Source organism: Rheinheimera sp., from assembly GCF_037442525.1.
Classification (GTDB): Bacteria; Pseudomonadota; Gammaproteobacteria; order Enterobacterales; family Alteromonadaceae; genus Pararheinheimera.
In genome coordinates, this window is the sequence record NZ_JBBIQD010000005.1 from 91,576 (window position 1) to 111,151 (window position 19,576).

The 19,576-nt window shown below is 57.6% G+C and carries 9 protein-coding genes; 7 read left to right on the forward strand and 2 right to left on the reverse strand.

The window, feature by feature from the left end; genetic code table 11:
* Positions 1-11,460 carry an amino acid adenylation domain-containing protein gene (locus tag WKJ03_RS09795; protein ID WP_337842013.1) on the forward strand — a complete coding sequence of 3,820 codons (11,460 nt, stop codon included), beginning with the start codon at positions 1-3 and terminating at the stop codon, positions 11,458-11,460.
* Here the strand turns inward: WKJ03_RS09795 and WKJ03_RS09800 are convergent.
* Positions 11,449-12,612, reverse strand: a complete 1,164-nt coding sequence (locus tag WKJ03_RS09800; protein ID WP_337842014.1) for an ABC transporter permease — start codon at positions 12,610-12,612, stop codon at positions 11,449-11,451. The two genes, WKJ03_RS09795 and WKJ03_RS09800, sit on opposite strands and share 12 nt — an antisense overlap.
* Positions 12,609-13,568 (reverse strand): ATP-binding cassette domain-containing protein, encoded by a 960-nt coding sequence (locus tag WKJ03_RS09805; RefSeq protein ID WP_337842015.1) that lies wholly within the window; start codon positions 13,566-13,568, stop codon positions 12,609-12,611. The genes WKJ03_RS09800 and WKJ03_RS09805 overlap by 4 nt, the downstream gene beginning before the upstream one ends.
* A gap of 249 nt (positions 13,569-13,817) precedes the next feature.
* Here WKJ03_RS09805 and WKJ03_RS09810 point away from each other — a divergent pair, with 249 nt between their 5' ends.
* The 6 genes from WKJ03_RS09810 to WKJ03_RS09835 all read left to right on the forward strand — a co-directional run bounded on the left by WKJ03_RS09810 (position 13,818) and on the right by WKJ03_RS09835 (position 19,522).
* A complete protein-coding gene (locus tag WKJ03_RS09810; protein ID WP_337842016.1) occupies positions 13,818-16,148 on the forward strand; it encodes a catecholate siderophore receptor Fiu in 2,331 nt (776 codons plus the stop codon).
* A 142-nt stretch (positions 16,149-16,290) separates the two neighbouring features.
* Entirely contained in the window at positions 16,291-16,971 is a 681-nt protein-coding gene (locus WKJ03_RS09815) for a Fe2+-dependent dioxygenase (RefSeq protein WP_337842017.1), read from the forward strand.
* Positions 16,968-17,651: an energy transducer TonB gene (locus WKJ03_RS09820; protein ID WP_337842018.1), complete on the forward strand. Its 684-nt coding sequence runs from the start codon at positions 16,968-16,970 to the stop codon at positions 17,649-17,651. The genes WKJ03_RS09815 and WKJ03_RS09820 overlap by 4 nt, the downstream gene beginning before the upstream one ends.
* Positions 17,652-17,696: 45 nt before the next feature.
* Positions 17,697-18,452, forward strand: a complete 756-nt coding sequence (locus WKJ03_RS09825) for a MotA/TolQ/ExbB proton channel family protein (RefSeq protein ID WP_337842019.1) — start codon at positions 17,697-17,699, stop codon at positions 18,450-18,452.
* The gene (locus tag WKJ03_RS09830; RefSeq protein ID WP_337842020.1) at positions 18,453-18,866 is read left to right on the forward strand and encodes a biopolymer transporter ExbD; all 414 of its coding nucleotides are present in this window, start codon (positions 18,453-18,455) and stop codon (positions 18,864-18,866) included.
* Positions 18,867-19,060: 194 nt separating this feature from the next.
* Positions 19,061-19,522 (forward strand): hypothetical protein, encoded by a 462-nt coding sequence (locus WKJ03_RS09835; RefSeq protein ID WP_337842021.1) that lies wholly within the window; start codon positions 19,061-19,063, stop codon positions 19,520-19,522.
* The last annotated feature ends 54 nt before the right edge of the window (positions 19,523-19,576 follow it).

Consider the following 19,576-nt stretch of genomic DNA (forward strand, 5'->3'; position numbering starts at 1 on the left):
ATGACGGCATTGCAATTGTTGTATCAGGTCAATGCGCTTGGCATGTTGCTGTGGACCGAACGCCAGGGCGATGAAGACAAATTGAAATTCAGCCTGCGCCAACCGCTTGCCGACAAAGAGCAGTGGCTGGCGCTGCTCAAAGCGCACAAAGCCGAGCTGATAGCGCTGCTGCGTACAGCTGGCGCGGATTCGGAGCAGTTTACGCTACCGGCCATTTACCCCGGCCTGGCCGGGCCCTGGCCCTTATCTTATGCCCAGCAGCGGCTCTGGTTTTTGCAGCAGTACCAGCAGGACAGCATGGCGTACCATATTCCGCTGCTGATCCGGCTGCCAGAAGCCAGACCACAGCAGGCATACCAGGCGCTGAACACCATAGTGCAGCGGCATCAGGTGCTGCGCAGCAGCATCCGCACAAGCCAGGGCCAGGCCCGGCTTGAACTTAGGGAGGCCTCAGCGCTTGAGTTTGCCGAAAAAACCACCACAGACGAGAGTGCCATCCACGCAGAATTGAAAGCCGAAACAGCCCGGTCTTTTGACCTGGAGCAGGACTTACCGCTGCGCGCCTGTTATTGGCCGGACTATCAGGGCAAAGCACTCTTGATGCTGTGCCTGCACCATATAGCTTTTGATGGCTGGAGTCTGTCCTGTTTATTGCAGGAATTCAGCCAGCTGTTTGACCATTTCTGCACTGGCCGCTCCCTTGCGCTGCCCGACCTTGCGCTGCAGTACCAGGATTTTGCTTATTTTCAGCACCAACTGCTGCAGGGGGGGCTGGCTGAACAGCAATGGGCCTTCTGGCAACAACAGCTGCATGGGCTGCAAACGCTGGAATTACCGCTGGATCATGCCCGCCCGGCCAGCATTGATTACAGTGGCGCCAGCGAAACAGCGCTGTTAAGCCCGGCGCAGTACCATGACTTGCTGCAGCTGGCCCGCGCTGAACACACCAGTCTGTATGCGGTTGGCCTGTCAGCCTGGCTGGTGCTGCTTGCCACATACAGCCAGCAATGGGATGTCGTCACAGGCACAGCCGCTGCCAACCGGCATTACCAGGGCACAGAATCGCTGATAGGTTTTTTTGTCAACAGCCTGCCGGTGCGTTGCCAGCTGCAGCCAGAGCAAAGCCTGCGCCAGCTGCTGGCCCAGCTGCATCAGCAGTTGTTGCAGCTTCAGCAGCATCAGGATCTGCCCTTTGACTGGATGGTGGACCAGCTGCAATTGCCAAGAGACCCCAGCCGTCACCCGCTGTTTCAGGTGTTTTTCAGTCTGTCCTTGCAGCAGGACGATCCCCAGTCTGAGCTGGAGCTGTTAGCCCCAGAGCAGATTTACCCGGTCGCCAAATACGATTTGTCATTATTTATCAGCCAAAGCCCGGCAGGACTGGCACTGGAGCTGAATTACGCCACGGCGCTGTTTGCGCCACAGAGCGTGCGCCAGATGCTGCAGCACTACCAGCGGATTCTACAGCTGTTCCGGGAGCAGCCAGATACCCCGCTCGCCCAGCTGTCGTTGTTATCGGCAGAAGAAACTCAGCAGTTGCTGTTCGACTTTAACCAAAGCCAGCAGCCATTGCCCCAAGGCGCGTCGATGCCCCTGTTATTCTGGCAACAGGCGGCGCTGCGGCCAGAGCAGCAGGCGCTCTGGTTCAATGGGGAGTCACTGAGTTACCGGCAACTGGACCAACAAAGTTCCGCACTGGCACAGGAGCTGAAGCCACAGCTTGCCGGTCAGACCGAGGCTATAGTGGCGCTGCTGCTGGAGCGGTCGCTTGAGCTTGTTATCGCCATTCAGGCCATTTACAAAGCCGGTGCAGCTTACCTGCCAATAGCACTGGAACTGCCACAGCAGCGTCAGGCCTTTTTGCTGCAGGATTCGGCCGCGTCGGTGCTGCTGACCCAAAATTCGTTGCTCCCCAGGCTGGCCCAACTGAACTACAGCGGTCCTGTGCTGGCGCTCGACAGCTGGCGTGCTGAGCCTTCAGCCGCAGCTCCCGCTGAGCCCCCCAGCTGGCCAGCGCCGGCTGCCCATCAACTGGCATACCTGATTTACACCTCAGGCACTACAGGTCAACCCAAAGGGGTGATGCTGGAGCATCAGGCGCTGCTGAACCGGCTCGACTGGATGCAACGCGCTTACCCTATAGGGCCGGGCGATAAAGTGTTGCAAAAAACCCCTTACAGCTTTGATGTGTCAGTGTGGGAGCTGCTGTGGGCCACGGCACAGGGTGCGGAAATAGTGGTGGCCCAGGCCGGTGGCCATAAAGATCCGGATTATCTGTACCAGCTGATGGAACAGCAGCAGATCACTGTGGTGCATTTTGTGCCGACCATGTTGCAGGCCTTTTTGGATGACCTGCTGTTTCGTGGCCGGCGCCTGCCGGCCAGCCTGAAGTACCTGTTTTGTTCAGGTGAAGCGCTGGCCCCGGCCACTGCCGCGCTGTTTTACCGGCTGAACAGCCAGGCGACTTTGCATAACCTGTATGGCCCCACCGAAACCGCCATCGACTCCAGCTTTTACAACTGCCAGCCTAGCGATGCCGTGGTGCCTATTGGCTACCCGGTGCAAAACACCCAGCTCTATGTGCTGAACCCGCAAGGCGCGCTGGTGCCCAAAGGCGTGGCCGGTGAGCTCTGTATTGCCGGTGCCGGGGTGGCGCGCGGCTACTTAAACCGGCCTGAGCTGAGCGCAGAGCGTTTTATCTCCAACCCGTTTTTTAACCCGGAGCAGCCTGAAGCCGCCGGGCCACGGCTCTATAAAACCGGCGACCGGGTGCGGCAGCGCCAGGACGGTTGTATTGAATACCTGGGCCGTTTTGATTTCCAAATCAAATTACGGGGTATGCGTATTGAGCTGGCTGAAATTGAAGCAGCGCTGTGCCAGTTGCCAGGCGTCAGCCAGGCGCTGGTGCAGCTGCAGCCTGTAGCCGGACAACAGCTGTTGATTGCGTATTGCCAAAGCCCGGCACCGCTGCAGAAGGACAGCGCCCGTCAGGCGCTGCTGCAGCAGTTGCCCGATTATATGGTGCCCGATATTTATGTGACGCTGGAGCGTTTTCCGGTTGGCGTCAACGGCAAACTGGATCGCCAGGCCCTGCCTCCACCGCCTGTGCCGGAACGCGGCCACAGCGCTCCCGCCAACGCCACGGAGCAGCGGCTGCTTTGCCTGTGGCAACAGCTGCTTGGGACTGAACAGTTGGGGGTGGACGATGATTTTTTCCGCTCCGGCGGCAATTCCATTCTGGCGATCCGGCTGTGCCATGCGATGTCGGAAGTCTTGGGTGGGCATTACCCGCTGGCCCGGCTGTTCCGCGATAAAAGTATCCGTCAGGTCGCCAGTCACTGGGACAGCACAGAGGCGACAGCCGAAATCCCGGCGCCACAACCCGGGCAGCACAGCCCCAACAGCCTGCTGTCTTTTTCCCAGCGCCGTTTATGGTTTTTGCAGCAATACGACCCCCAGAACACCGCCTACCATGTGCCGCTGTTGTTTCAGGTGCAGCAGGGCCAGCGCGCTGACTATCAGCAGGTGCTGCGTCAATTGGTGGAGCGCCAGCAGATTTTGCGTTGCCTGATCATAGCGGATCAGGGCGAGGCCAGACTGGCGCTACAGGCAAGCGACCAGTTGCAGCTGCCAGAAGTGCAGCTGCCGCCCCAAGGCCTGATGCCTTATTTGCAGCAGCTGTGCAGCACCCCTTTTGATCTGTCGCAGGAATGGCCGCTGCGGGTGCGCTGGCTGCAAAGCCCGGGACAAGCCCCGGTGCTGCTGTTGCTGCTGCACCATATAGCTTTTGATGGCTGGAGCCAGGCCGTGCTGCAGCAGGAGCTGACTCAGTTACTGCGCCAGCAGCTGCAGCAGTGCCCGGCCCAGTTGCCGTCGCTGCCGCTGCAATACGCCGCTTATGCCGGCTGGCAGCGCCACAGTTTTGCACAGGGCAAACTGGCACCGCAGCTGCAGTACTGGCAGCACCAACTGGATCAAACCGAGCCGCTGTCTTTCCCAACCGACAGAGCAAGACCAGCTCGGCTCTGCTATCAGGGGGATAACCTGATCTTTGCCCTGCCCCAGCCGCTGGCTTCCGGCTTAAAACAGCAGGCCGCCCGGCTGCAGGTCAGTTTATACAGCCTGTTGTTGTCGGCCTTTGCACTGCTGGCCGGCCGTTACAGCGGCCAGCAGGATCTGCTGATCGGAAGCCCTTTTGCCAACCGGCAACTGGCCGACAGCCAGCATTTGATTGGCTGTTTTATCAATACCCTGCCACTGCGGCTGCACTACCAGCCACAGCAGCGCTGGTCTGACTGGGTCGCAAGGGTGGACGCCACAGTGCAGCAGGCGCAGCAGCATCAGGACCTGCCTTTTGAGCATTTGATTGAACAGTTGAACCTGCCACAGGACCCGTCGCGCCACCCGCTGTTTCAGCTGCTGTTTTCGCTGGATCAGTTCAGCCAGCAAAACACCGGCGACAGCAGCGCAGCGCTGGCGCCTTTCCTGCAGCCGATGGACCTCGGCAGCAGTTATCAGGTGGCCAAATACGACCTGTCGCTTTATCTGATCGATCAGGACACTACTTTGTCCGGAGCCCTGAATTTCAGCACCGCGTTATTTGACCGCGCCACTATGCAACGTTTTTCTGAACGTTATCTGCAGCTGTTGCAGTCGGCGCTGGACCATCAGGATGCGGCTGTGGCAGAGCTGAACTGGTGGAGCCCGGCCGACCCCATACCAACAGCACCGGACAAAGCGTCCAGTTACCGGACCCTGCCACAGCTGTTCAGCGCCCAGGTCCGCCGGCAACCCGACGCCATAGCCCTGGTCTGTGAGCAACAGCAATGGAGCTATCTGCAGCTGGACGAGGCGTCCAACCAGCTGGCGCATTATCTGCAGCAGTCCGGGCTGCAACCCGGCGATACGGTGGCGCTGGCACTGTCACGCACCGAACACTTAATTCTCGCCTTGCTGGCGGTGCAAAAAGCCGGCGCCGCCTATTTGCCGCTCAGTCTGGACAGCCCCATCACCCGGCTGCAGTTTATGCTGGACGACAGCCAGAGCTGCCTGCTGCTGACCGACCAGCCACAGCTGGCCCAACAGCTGTCCATTGACAGCTACAACCCGACAGAGCGGCTGCACCAGAGTGCAGCGAAAACCGCCTTGCCGGTGCACTGCCGGGCCGAGGCACCGGCTTACCTGATCTACACGTCGGGCTCCACAGGCCAACCCAAAGGGGTATTGGTCAGTCAGGCCAGCTTCTGTGACTTTTTGCTGCACTTTCCGCTGCCCTTGCCTGCACAGCAGCCTGTGCATTGCCTGTCGCTGACAGCCGCCACCTTTGATATTTTTGGTCTGGAATATGGCCTGCCGCTGGTGCGTGGCGGCACCCTGTATTTGTCCTGCCTGGAGCAGGCCAGTGCCTGCCTGGCGCAGCACAAATCCATCAATCTGCTGCAACAAACGCCTTCTGTGCTGCGCACCCTGCTGGAGCTGGGCCCACCGGACCTGTCCGGCCTCTGTTGCCTGGTCGGGGGAGAAGCGCTGGACGAGGATTTAAAACAGCAGTTGTTGCAGCGGTTTGCCACAGTACTGAATGTGTATGGCCCCACCGAAACCACCATCTGGAGCAGCGTTGAACGCTGCAGCCCCGACACCCCAGCCCACTGCATTGGCCGTGCTTTGCCTCATGAAGGGCTGTATCTGTGCTCAGATCAAGGCGAGCTGCTGCCTCCTGGTGTCATTGGTGAGCTCTGTATTGGCGGGGCCGGTGTCAGTCTGGGTTATCTGAACAGGCCCGAACTGGATCTGGAGCGTTTTGTCTACCAGGCACAACTGCAACAGCGCCTGTACCGCACCGGCGATTTAGCCCGGCAGCGGCTGGATGGCCGTTTTGACTATCTGGGCCGGCGTGATTTTCAGGTTAAGATCCGCGGCCACCGCATTGAGCTGGCCGAAATTGAACAGCAGTTGCTGCGTTACCCTGAGCTGCAGCAGGTGCTGGTGTGCCAAAGTCCGGAAGCCGAACCGCGGCTTATCGCCTATTTCCGTGCGAAACGCAGCCTTAACAGCGACAGTCTGCAGCATTTTTTAAGCCAGCAGTTACCGGCCTTTATGCTGCCGGATTGTTACCTGCAACTGGCCAGCTTTCCACTGAACAGCAACGGCAAAATTGACCGTAAAGCGCTGCCGCTGCCTGAGCGTTCAAGCCACAGCCGCCGCGAAGCCAGCACAGAACTGGAGCTGCAGCTGGTGGCTTTATGGCAACAACTGCTGGGCCAGAGACCAGGGCTGGATGATGATTTTTTCCGCCTGGGTGGCAACTCAATAAAAGCGCTGTTACTGGTGCATCAGATGAAAGCGCAGGCGGGCCTGACGGTCACAGTGGCGGATCTGTTTGAACAGCGCACTATAGCGGCCCTGCTGGCCCAACAGCAGACGGACAGCAGTGCAGCGCCAGACCGGCAGATCAGTGGCCCTGTCGCGGCTTCGGATCTGTACCTGGCGCCTTTATCTTCAGCACAACAAAGGTTTTGGTTTTTACAGCAACTGGAGCCGGACAGCGCTGTTTACCATATCCCTATGTTGCTGCAACTGGGGCCCTGTCAGCCAGAGCGGCTGGAGCAGGCACTGCGCCGCCTGATTGAGCGCCACCAGGTGCTGGGGTCGGTGCTGCAGACAAGCAGCCAGGGAACCTGCCAGCGTTACCTGGGGCCAGCAGCTTTTGAACTTCAGCGCTTCAGAGCCGAGCCTGCCGGGCTTGCGGCCAGCTGGCAGGCCTTTATCGCCCGGCCTTTTGTGCTGGAGCAGCAACTGCCGCTACGCGCCGCACTCTGGCAGCAGGCGGACGGTCAGCACTGGCTGCTGTTAGTGCTGCACCACATTGCTTTTGATGGCTGGAGCATGGATCTGTTTTTTGCTGAACTGGATGCGTTTTACCAGGGACACCCCGACCCTCTGCCGGCACTGCCTTACCAGTACCGCGATTTTGCCCGCTGGCAACAGCAGCAATGCAAAGCTGAGCAGCTGGCGCAGCATGCGCCCTATTGGCAACAATTTATCGAACCGGCAGCCTTGTCGCTGCCCTGCGATAAAGCCCGGCCTGCCGCTTTTGACCACAGAGGCGCTGAGATCCACTTCAGCCTGAGCCCTGAACTGACGGCCGCATTGCAGCAGCTGGCAGAACAGCAGCAACTGACTTTGTACAGCCTGCTGCTGAGCGCCTGGGCCATCACGTTGCAAAAGCTCTGCGGCCAACAGCTGCTGCGCATCGGCACCCCAAGCGCCAACCGCCAGCTGACTGGCACTGAAGCGCTGATCGGTTGTTTTATTAACAACCTGGTGCTGCAGCTGCAGATAGAGCCCCAGATGGCGGCAGATCAGCTGATGCAACAGGCGCAGGCCCAGCTGACGCTGGCACAGCGGCATCAGGACTTTGCCTTTGAGCAGTTGGTAGAACAGCTGCAGTTGCCTGCAGACCCCAGCCGGCACCCGCTGTTTCAGGTGATGTTTTCAGTACAGAACTTTGCCGCCAAAAGTGAACAGCTCGGCTGGTTAAGCCCGGCAGAGCTACCTGAGGCCGCAGTGTCCGCCAAGGTCGATTTATCCTTGCTGCTGGAACACAGGCCACAGGGCTTGTCGGCTGTACTCAATTACGCCACCTCTTTATTCAGCGCCGAACGGGCGGCGCTGTTTCAGCGCTGTTTTGTGCAGTTGCTGCACCAACTGGTGGTCAACCCTAGTCAGGCCGTGGCGGACCTGTCACTGCTCAGTCCGGCAGAACGAAGCAAGGCACTGGCCATGGGTCAGGCGCAACAAGCGCCGCAGCACAGTGGCATTGCCCGGCATTTGCTCAGCCATTTCCGTCGGACTGTTGAACGTTACCCGCAGCAGCAGGCTGTAATACTGGGAGCACAGCACCTGAGTTACCGCCAGCTGGACCAGGAGTCCAGCCAACTGGCGCACCTGCTGCGCTGCCAGGGGGTGACAGCGGGCCAGTTTGTGCCGCTGCTGCTGCCACGCAGCACCCAGATGATGGTGGCGCTGCTGGCGGTATTAAAAGCGGGTGCCGCCTGGCTGCCGCTGGAGCCCGATACCCCGACGGAGCGGCTGCAGCATATACTGCAGGATTGCCAGGCACCTTTGCTGCTCAGCCTGAGCAGCTGTGCCCCTGCCACCTCAACAGCAGTGCTTTGCCTTGATCAGCTGGACTTCAGCCATTACCCCACCAGCGCGCCTGAACTGGCGGAAGACCCAGGCGCTCTGGCCTATCTGATTTACACCTCAGGCACCACAGGCCAACCCAAAGGCGTGATGGTTGAGCATCAGGCGCTGCTGTCCACCTTGCTGGCACAGCAACAGCAGTACAGCTTTGGGCCGGATTCGGTGTTGTACCTTGGCCTGTCCTACGCCTTTGATGCGTCGCTGGCGGTGATCTGGAATGCCTGGTTAGCCGGTGGCACGCTGTTGCTGACCCAGGACATTGATTTCAACCACCCGGACCTTCAGCGCGTCAGTCATTTAATTTTGTCCGGCGCCGTACTGGATGCACTCACCCCACAAGCTTTGCCTGCGCTGAACTACCTGATTTATGGCGGCAGTGCGGCCAGCCCGGCGGCCTTACAGCGTTTTGCCGAATCTGAGATCTATGTTGAATATGGTGTGACCGAAGCCGCTATTACCTCCAGCTACGGCCGGGTCAGCGCCGGTGTCGCAGGTTACGCTGGTTTCGCGTTACCAGAAACCAGCCTCTATATTCTGGATGCTGCACTGCAGCCTGTGCCTGCCGGCATCATCGGCGAGCTCTGTATTGCCGGGCCCGGTCTGGCGCGTGGTTATCTGAACCAGCCGGAACTGACGGCAGAAAAATTTATCGCCCATCCCTTTGAGCCCGGCCAGCGGCTGTACCGCAGCGGCGATTTGGCCTGCTGGCGGGCCGATGGCAGCCTGCAATTGTGTGGCCGCGCCGATCAGCAGATCAAACACCGGGGTTACCGCATTGAACTGGCTGATATTGAACAGCAGTTGCAGCACTACCCAGCAGTGCAGCAGGTGGCGGTGATCCAATGCCATCAGAGCGGCCGGCCACAACTGCTGGCTTATCTGGTAGCTAAACCGGACGCCGGACCTCTGGACCTGACCGCAGTACAGGCAATGCTGCGTTGCCAGTTGCCGCTTTATATGCAGCCGGACCATCTGATGCAGTTAGCCGCCTTGCCGCTCAGCCGCAATGGCAAACTGGACCCGGCCCGCTTACCAAGGCCAAGCCTCAGCGACAGCTGCGAGCCGCCTGAAGGGGAAGCAGAGCTGCTGGTGGCGCGGTGCTGGCAGCAGCTGTTGCCCGGCAGCACCCCTGGCCGGATGGATGATTTTTTCCTGAGCGGCGGCGATTCCATTCTGGCGATGCAGCTGCTGACGTTGCTAAAACAAGCTGGTGCGACCCTCTCGCTGAAGCAACTGATGCAGCAGCGTTGCCTGGCCCGTATTGCCAGTGCTTTGCAACCAGCGCAACAGCAACCTCAGAGGGTGGCCGAACAGGGGGTGCTGTCCGGCGACTTCGACCTCTTGCCCATTCAGCGTTGGTTTTTCTGCCAGGTAGCCTCAGGCCGCATCGATACCCCAGCTTACTGGAACCAAAGCTTTTTGATCCGGGTGCAGCCGCTGGACCTGCAACGACTGCAGCTGGCCTGTGACCACTTGCTGTATCAGCACGATATGCTGCGCGCCCGCTTTATCCGCACCACAGAAGGCTGGCGCCAGACTTATGGCCCGGTGCTTTCTGCACAGATCAAGCTGTTGGACCGCAGCAACTGCACTGAGCAAGAACTGGAACAGCAGTTAAGCCAGTGGCAAGCCGGGTTCGACCTGGAGCAAGGCCCGCTGCTGCAGCTGGGTTATCTGTACAACTACCCGGACGGCAGCGCCCGTATTTACCTGGCCGCCCATCATTTACTGCTGGATGCGGTCAGCTGGCGTATTCTGCTGGACGATTTAAAACAGCTGTACCATGGCACGCCGCTCACCGATAAAACCAGCAGCTACCGCCAATGGGTGCTGGCTCAGGCCGATTTATTGCCAGTCTACCCGATTTGGTATTGGCAACAATTGCTGCAATCTGTGCCGGCCCTGCCTCTGCCAGCTGCCACAGCCCAGGCCCGCAGTCAGCACCGTTGGTCGGTGCAGGAAACCGGGCTGCTGCAACAACAGGCTGAGCGTCTGAAGGCTTCAGTGCAGGATTTATTGCTGATGGCCTTGGCCCAAAGCCTGGCGAAGCTGACAGGCCAAAGCCAGCAGTTAATCTGGCTGGAAGGCCATGGCCGACAGCAGCATCAGAGGTTGGATCTGCACCGCACTGTGGGCTGGTTCACCAGCCTGTTCCCGCTGCGGCTGGATGCGGCACAAGACCCAGCGGCACTGTTGATGCAATGCCAGCACAGCGCCCGGCTGGCCCAGCAGTATGGTCAAAGCTATCTGCAGGCCAGCTGTCTGGGGTTGGACGCCGCCGCCCCTGTGGTGTACCTGAATTATTTAGGCCAGCTGGGACAAAGTGACGATGACTGGCAACTGGCTGCCCAAAGCAGTGGCGCCAACTATCCGGCCTCGCAGCAGGCGCTGGAGCCTGTGTCAGTATTGGCACTGCAACAAAGTGGTCAGTTGCAGCTGGCCGTCAGCAGCCGCTTTGGCGAGCTGTTTACCGACCAGTTGCTGCAGCAGCTAAATCTGCAGTTGCTGCAGCTGTGTCAGTACAGCTTGCCAGCACTGCCTTTGTGTTATTGGCAGTACCCTGAATTCAGTCCTTACACAGTGCTGAACCCGGCCGGGCAACACAGCCTCTTTGTGTTGCCGCCCGGTGAGGGGGACCCTGAAGCCTTTTACCAGCCTCTGCTGCAGCGGCTGCCACAGACCCGCATAGTGCTGGTGCAAAACTTCTACCGTTATCTGGCCGAACAGTCGCCACAGCAAGCGCAACAGCTCAGCTTCCGCAGCCTGGCGCTGCAGCTGTTGCCGTTACTGCAGCACTGGCAACCCGCCGGGCCTTTCCATTTACTGGGCTGGAGTTTTGGTGGCGTCCTGGCGCTGGAGCTGGCCACGCTGCTGGAACAGCAGCAGTTGCCTTTGGCGTCTGTGCAGCTGGTTGACGCCTATTTTGACTTGCCGAAGGCCAGAGCCAGCTCCACGGCATTGCAGCAGGCATTGCAGGGCTTTGATGCAACAACCGACATCAATGGTCGCCATCAGGCCAGCCGTCCATTACAACAGCAGGTCAGGCTGTACAAAGCAACCAGGCTGTCGAAGCAGCCCCCGAATCCGGTACTGGCCGCACTGGAGCAGGCCTATCTGCCAGTCGCCGACAATTTTATCGGCGCCTATGCCCGTCAGGTGCAGATAGAAACCTTTGCTGCCGGGCACTTTGATGCCATGCCCGCCGAGCTGGCAGACTTACTGGCGCTTGGCTGCTCAGCCCCCTTAACGCGATGACACTAAAAAGGTTTTCAGCAACACAGACCAGTCTGGCTCTTTGCCATACATGCGAATGCCGAGCTCGAAAATCCGGGCTGCGGCAGCCCGGGCCCAATACAAAAAGGCGACCAGCACCAACAAAGAGCCCAGCCACTGCCACCAGGCTACGTCGGTGGACGCCATTCGCATTGGCATGGCGGCATAACTGGTGAGGGGAAACCAGCTTAAAAACTGCATCATGCCCCCTTCAATATTGTCCATCGCACTGAACACCAGAAACAAGGGTAAGCCCGGCAGAAACATCACCACAGACCGGCTGGAGTGGTTCGGATCATCTATGGTGGCAGCAAAACCGGCCATAAAGCTGTTGATCAGCAACAGGCCCAGCATGACAAAGACCAGCGTCAGCACTATATGCAGCGGCTGCAGCGGCAGAGCAAACAAAGCCTTATCCGACAGCATACGGACCGCCTGAATAACCACCAGCATAAACAAGCCAGTGGTCAACATGGTTTTCAGACAAAACAACGAAATCCCCAGAATTTTGCCGTCAATCCACTGAGACGGCGTGATCAGCGTCAGTAACTGCTCCGTCACCCGCTGCTGCTTTTCGCTGGTAATGGCGGTAAACATAAAACCAAAACCGGAAAAGACCCCAATCGACAACAGGATCAAAATGCCGCCGCCTATCAGTTGTTGTTGTTTGTTTTGTTCCCTGCTGTCTTTGTGCAGAAACTCAAATTCCGCTTTGGGTAACTGCTGCACCATGGCTTTTTGTGCCGGTTCCAGCGGCATGGCCGCAATAAGCTGTTGCTGCAGCCAGCGCTGCAGCTCTGGCACCAGCTTGTCTTGCCAGCTGGCGCTATTTTGCGCCACCAGCCTGAGCTGGTCGCCTTCTACCAGCACCAGCAGATCCCAGACCTCACCAAGACCGGCGCGGGCATTGTCCAGCGCCTCTGGCCGGATCTGGCTGATGCTGTACCCGTCCACCTTAGGCGCAGCCAGCTCAGACACCAGCGCCACTTTGTAGTCTTTATCCACCCAGCCCTTGATCAGCGGCCAGGCCGACATCAGGGCCACAGTCAATATCATCAGCCCCAGGCTGACCAGCTCCTGTTTCCACTTAAAATACCGCTGAAATTCAAAGACGGCGACTGTCCATCGGGTCATGCGGCTGCTCCTTTTGTATGGGGTTGACGGGCGTTTTCTGCATTGTGCTGTGCCACAGCGGTCAGGTACAGCTGATGCAAACTGGGTTCAATGCGGCTGAAATCGCTCAGTTCGCCTGCGCTGCCAAGCTGCTGCAACAACTGGCTGACACTGGCCCCCTGAGCCAGACGCAACTGAAAGGCGCTGTCGGACAGCACTTTAAATTCAGCCACTGTGCTCAGCGCCTGCACCATGTCGGCGCGGATGGGCTGGGCAAAACTCACTGCAAACCACTGCTCGGGCGATAACTGCCGGCGGATAGCCGCCAGGCTGCCCTGTGCCAGCTGCTGGCCTTTATTCAGCAATAACATCTGGTCGGCCAGCCGTTCCACCAGCGCCATCTGGTGGGCGCTCAACAGCACTGTGGTACCGGCGTCACGCAGTTCGGTCAGAATCACCAGCAGGTTTTCCTGATTCACCGGGTCCAGGCCGGAAAAAGGTTCATCCAGGATCAGCAGGGCCGGTTTGTGCAGCAGGCAACTAATCAGCTGCACTTTTTGCTGATTGCCTTTGGAGAGCTTGCTCAGGTTGTCATCCAGCTTATCGAGTAAATCCAGTCGGGTGCACCAACGGTCTATTTCTGCGGCCAACTGACTTTTGTCCAAACCGCGCAGCGCACCTATATAACTCAGGTTCTGCCGCACAGTTCGGTCCTGGTACAGCCCCCTGTCTTCCGGCAGGTAACCATAACTGCGCTGCGGCAGTTGCTGCACCACCTGTTCCTGCTGACGGATCAGAATAGCGCCGCTGTCGGGCCTGGTGAGCCCGACCAGCATACGGATCAACGAGGACTTGCCAGCCCCATTGGGCCCCAGCAACGCAAAAATCTGCCCGGGCTCAATGGCAAAACTGATGGCCTGCACAGCGGCAACCTCGCCATAGCTTTTACTGATCTGCCTGGCTTCGATATGTAACATAAATGATCCTTTCCTTTTATTCTCCATAATTTAACATCTGCTCAACATTAGCATGCCACTGTTTTTTGTCGCAATGCCTGCTCTGATTTCGGTAAAAACCCAATTATGCAAATGCAAACTGTTTGCATTTATATTTTGCTACAGATAAAATCGTGCCGCTCCGGCGCCGGAGTCCCTGGTTTGTAAACGACATTTGTAAATAAAAAAACATATCTGCATTCACACAGATTCACACAAGGATTTTGTCCGATGGCTTTTATCAAAGCAAAAAAACACTCGCAGGCGACCCAGTTCAACAGTACCCTGCTGGCTTCGGCTCTGGCGTTGGCTCTTCCTGCAGCGGCACAGGCTCAACAGACGCAAACCGAACTGGATGCAGTGGTGGTCAGTGCAGACGAAGTCGAAGCGCAGTACAAAGCCGACCACGTCAGCTCCACCAAACAAACCCAGCCGCTGGTCAACACGCCACAAACCATAGTGGTGGTGAAAAAAGAACTGATCCAGCAGCAGGCGGCGACCACCCTGTCCGACGCCTTACGTAATACGCCGGGTATTACCATGCTGATGGGTGAAAACGGCAATACCGCCACAGGCGATTCTATTTTTATGCGTGGTTTTGATACCCAGGGCAGCATCTTTGTCGACGGCATCCGTGACTTAGGCACCATCAGCCGCGATACCTTTAATACCGAACAGGTGGAAATTGCCAAAGGTCCGGCCGGTGCCGACAATGGCCGTGGTTCATCTTCTGGTTATATCAACCTGGCCAGCAAAATGGCGACCCTGGAAGACGCTTCTGTCGCCAACCTGACCGCAGGTTCTGGCTCGTACAAACGCGGTACTTTGGATATGAACCGCCAGATTGGCGACACCAGTGCCCTGCGGCTGAACCTGCTGGCGCAGGATTCAGGCGTGGCAGGCCGTGACGTGGTGGAAGACAACAGATACGGTTTTGCCAGCTCACTGGCACTGGGCCTGGGCACCTCGACCCGTACTTACCTGAACCTGTTCCATCTTTCACAAAACAATATCCCGGACGGTGGTATTCCGACCGTGGGCCTGGAAGGCTACTACAACGCCGCCTTTGACGCCGACCCAAGCAGCAACTACCCGAACGGCGGCCCGAATGCAGGCAAAACCATTGCACCGGTCGACACCAGCAATTTTTATGGTTCGACCAACGACAAAGATGATGTCAAAGCCACTATGGCCACAGTGAAGGTTGAGCATGACCTGAACGAACACACCGTGCTGCGTAACACCTCACGTTTTGGTCAGTCGGATCAGGATTACCTGCTGACCGGCGTCAATGCCATTACCACCACCACGGGTTCAGGCGCCGCCGCTGTCGCCATTGACGATCCGAATGACTGGACCATTTCCCGTTCACGTCAGGGCAAAGACCAGCGTAACCGCATTCTGACCAACCAGACTCAGCTGAACACCAGTGTGCAGACCGGCACTATCCGCCATGACATCAGCTCTGGCCTGGAATTTATTTATGAAAGCCAGCGCAACTACACTATGGCTCTGCCAACCGGCACCAGTCAGGGCGCAGCGAATCTGTACAACCCAAGCACCAGTGACAGCTTCGTGGACCCGGTGCGCACCGGTGCCAGCACCGAAGGCAGTACCATGACATCGGCGCTTTATGTGCTGGACACGCTGCATCTGAACGAGCAGTGGCAACTGAACCTGAGCGGCCGCTTTGAACACTACAGCACAGAGACCGATCTGGTCACAGTACAGGGCACCAACACGCCACAGACCATCCCTGTTGGTACTTTATTGGGTAGCACTTTAAAAGCATCTGACAACCTGGCCAGCTACAAAGTGGGTGCTTTGTACAAACCAGCCAGCAACGGCAGCCTGTATCTGTCGTATGCCACCACCCAGTTACCACCGGGCGGCGCTAACTTTGCATTAAGTGCCACAGCCAACAATATCAACAACGCCAATGTGGACCCACAAAAAGGCACCAACCTGGAGCTGGGCACCAAGTGGGATTTACTGGACAACAAACTGGCCGTCACCGCAGCCGTATTTGAAAGCACCAATGAAAATGAAATTGCCACAGACCCGACCGGTGTCGCTGCTCAGGTGGGAGAACGTCAGGTACGTGGTGTCGAACTGGGTTTAGTGGGTGCTATTACCCCGGCCTGGCAAATCAGCGCCGGTGCGGCCTACCTGGATAGCGAAATTACCCGCGGTAACCAGTCCGGTACCAACCCGACAGATGGTGGGGTGATCCAGTGGACACCTGAGCTGACCCTGACGCTGTGGAACAGCTACAGCTTTGGCAATGGCCTGGTGCTGGGTGGTGGCCTGCGGTATGTCGATACGGTGTCCCGTTCCAGCAGCACCACACTGAACCTGGCGAAAACTTCGGTGCCAGCAGTGCCGGATTATTGGGTGGTGGATGCGATGGCGTCATACCCCATTACCCCGACTGTGGATGTGCAGCTGAACCTGTACAACCTGTTGGACGAAGAGTATATGTCGTCGCTGAACAACGGTGGCTCCCGTTATTTTATGGGCACTCCACGCTCTGCCCGTCTGGGTGTCAATGTGAAGTTCTGATCGACAACAGAAAAGGCGTTGGACCTGTCACGGGCGCGGCAAGCTGCGCCCCTACAGTGAAAATGGATCCGTCAACATTGCCTTTGTGTAGGGGTGGGGTTTACCCCACCTCTTACGCCACAACAACAGACTCAGGTTTTTTATGTTATTGCATATACCCGAAGTATTAAGCAAGGCCCAGGTGGCGCAGTTTCGCCAGCAACTGGCTGCAGTGAACTGGACAGACGGCCGCGAAACTGTGGGGCCACAGGGCGCTTTGGTGAAACGCAACAAACAGCTGCCAGTGGACTCGCCGCTTGGCCGCGAGCTGGGTGCCATTATTCTGCAGGCGCTGTACCAGCACCCGCTCTTTATGGCGGCAGCCATTCCGCTGCGCTCTGTTCCCCCGCTGTTTAACAGCTACCAGGGGGGCGAACATTATGGTTTGCATGTAGACGGCGCTATTCGCAGTGTGCCGGGCTCCAGCCTTAGCCTGCGCACTGACTTATCGTCCACCCTGTTTTTATCCGAGCCGGATGAGTACGAAGGCGGCGAGCTGCAAATTCAGGACACCTTTGGCTTGCATGAAGTCAAACTGCCAGCGGGCGATTTAATTTTGTACCCGTCCAGCAGCCTGCATCAGGTAGTGCCAGTGACCCAAGGCGAACGGGTCTGCAGTTTTTTCTGGACTCAGAGCATGGTGCGTTCTGCCGAACAACGACAAATGCTGTTTGAACTGGACCAGGCCGTTCAGGCGTTGCGCCAGCAGTATGGCGAAAGTGCGCAGACAGTCGCCCTCACCTCGCACTACCACAATTTAGTGCGTATGTGGGCCGAGCTGTGAAACGCCCTGCACTGCTGTTTACTTTGGTGTTGGCCCTGCATCTGGCCGGTATTACCGCTGCCGTCAGCCTGGGCTCAGCGCCGCTGCCGGCGCCTGTGGCCAAAACCATTGAAGGCGTGATTATCCCAGTGCCAATCCCTGTGGCACCACCTGCTATTGAGCCACCCAAACCAAAGCCGGTTGAAGTGGAAAAACCCAAACCGAAGAAACCAACACCGGTCAAACCCAAAGCAGCGAAAACGAGGCCCAAACCGGCACCTAAACCTGTACCAGTGGCCGCAGCTTCAGAGCGGGCTGTCAGTGCGCCTGAGCCAAGCGCCAGAAAAACCGATCCAGCGCCCACGCCTGCTGTGCCGGTGAAAACCGCCGCGCCAGAGCCCAGCAGTACACCGCCCGTGGCATCCGCCAATAAAGCGGTGAACAAAGCGCCGGTCTACCCCAAGCTGTCCCGCCAGCTGAAAGAGCAAGGCACAGTGGTGCTGGACGTGCTGGTGCTGAAAAGCGGCAAAGTGGGCCAGTTGAACGTAAAAACCAGTTCCGGCTACCCACGACTGGACCAGGCGGCCGTTAATGCAGTGCGGCACTGGACTTACAGCCCGGCCAAAGCGATGGGCCAGCCGGTCGATTTCTGGTTCGCCCAGCCTGTGGTGTTTCAGCTCAATCCGGCGACTAAAAGTTAATGATGATCGGTCAGAAAATTTTTAAGGATGCAGAGAATAGTACCTATGAATGACGTGTTAACAGGAACCACCCTGATGCAGGAAAACCCCTACGGCATCGCTGCCCTGTGGGCCCAAGGCGATTTTGTCATTAAAACAGTGGCAGTGTTGCTGCTGTTGATGTCGGTCGCCAGCTGGACAGTGATAGTGCTGCGGGCGCTGAATTTATGGCGGCTGAAAAAAGTAGCGGCCGCCAGCCGCGATTTCTGGCACGCCCAAAGCTTTACCGAAGGCCTGCGTATTTTAAGCTCGGCTTCTGAGCAAGCTGGCCCGGCCAACCCATTCCGCTATGTGGCCGACGAAGGTCAGGCCGCGCTGGATCACCACCATAGCCACCAGCAGGATTTACACGGCCATTTGCCTTTGGCCGACTGGCTAAGCAGTTGTATGCGTGGCGCCATCGACGAAAGCGCCCAGCAAATGCAAAAAGGCCTGGCCATTCTGGCCTCCGTCGGTTCCACCTCCCCTTTTCTGGGCTTGTTCGGCACCGTCTGGGGCATTTACCACGCTTTGGTTGGCATTGGTGCTTCAGGCCAGGCCAGCATTGATAAAGTGGCAGGCCCGGTCGGTGAAGCACTGATCATGACGGCCTTTGGCCTGGCGGTGGCTATTCCGGCCGTGTTGGGTTACAACGCGCTGCAACGCGGCAACAAGGATGTGCTGGCGAAACTGAACCGTTTTGCTCACCAGTTGCACGCCTACTTTTTAACAGGTGCCGCGCCGAAAAGCGCCCTGGTGGTGCCATTAAAGGAGGCAAAATAAATGGCCTTTGGCGGCGGATTTGACAACGACGACGAGGTGATGAGCGAAATCAATATGACGCCTTTGGTGGACGTGATGTTGGTGCTGCTGATCATCTTTATTATCACAGTGCCGGTGATCACCCATAGCGTGAAGGTGGATTTGCCACGGGTCAGCAACGAACAGAACCAGACCAAACCCAGCACCATCACCTTAACGGTGAAAGCCGATGGCAGCGTATTCTGGAATAACAACGCCATTAGTCGGGAAGCCCTGCCGGTGCAACTGGCCGAACAGGCAGCCCTGCCCCAGCAGCCGGAAATTCATATCCGCGGCGACAAAGCCACGCCTTATGAGCAGGTGCTTAGCGTAATGGCGGCAGTGCAGCAAGCCGGTTTGCTCAAACTGGGCTTTATCAGCGAGCCTGCGTCCTAGGCCGCCCCCACCTGTTTACACGTAGAGGCGGGGTTTACCCCGCCTTTTTCTCCCCGGCTTTACTTCAGTCCGCGCCAAAATTTAATCAACCATTTACAACAAAATTACAGCTGACAAAAATCGCACAATCAGCGAGCATGATGAGCAAAGGAACAGATCACCCTCAGCGCTGCCGAGCTCACAAGGTCAACTGTATGAACTTTAAATTGGCGTTTCATTACCTGAGTTACCTGCAATACCCGCTGATGCTGTCGGCGCTTTATTGCGCATTCAGCCCTTACCTGGCAGGCTTTTCCACCCTCAAAGCCAACCCCAGCCTTATTTTTGAAAGTCTCAACACCGCACTAATTTTTATGGGCCTGGGCCTTAGTTTTTCGTCCTTGCAGGACACCAGCAAAATGCAGAACAAATTTTCGCAGAACATCTGGCAAAACCCGGCCAAAGGCAAACTGGCGATCGGCCTGATGTGTGGGATGATCCTGCTGTTTTTACTGATGGGTTTAGCTGGCTACTTCTTTAGCAGTCAGGGCATTCTGAAAGACTTATCCGTCGGCACCATAGTGCTGGCGCTTGGCATGTTTGGCTTTTTAAAAGCAGCCTTAGAGATTTTTGAACAGCACAGGCTAGATAAAAAGCCCGATACAAACAGCCTGTGAATTGGGCTTTTGTCTGAAAAGAAAAAAGCGCAGCACCAATAGCCCGGCGTGGAC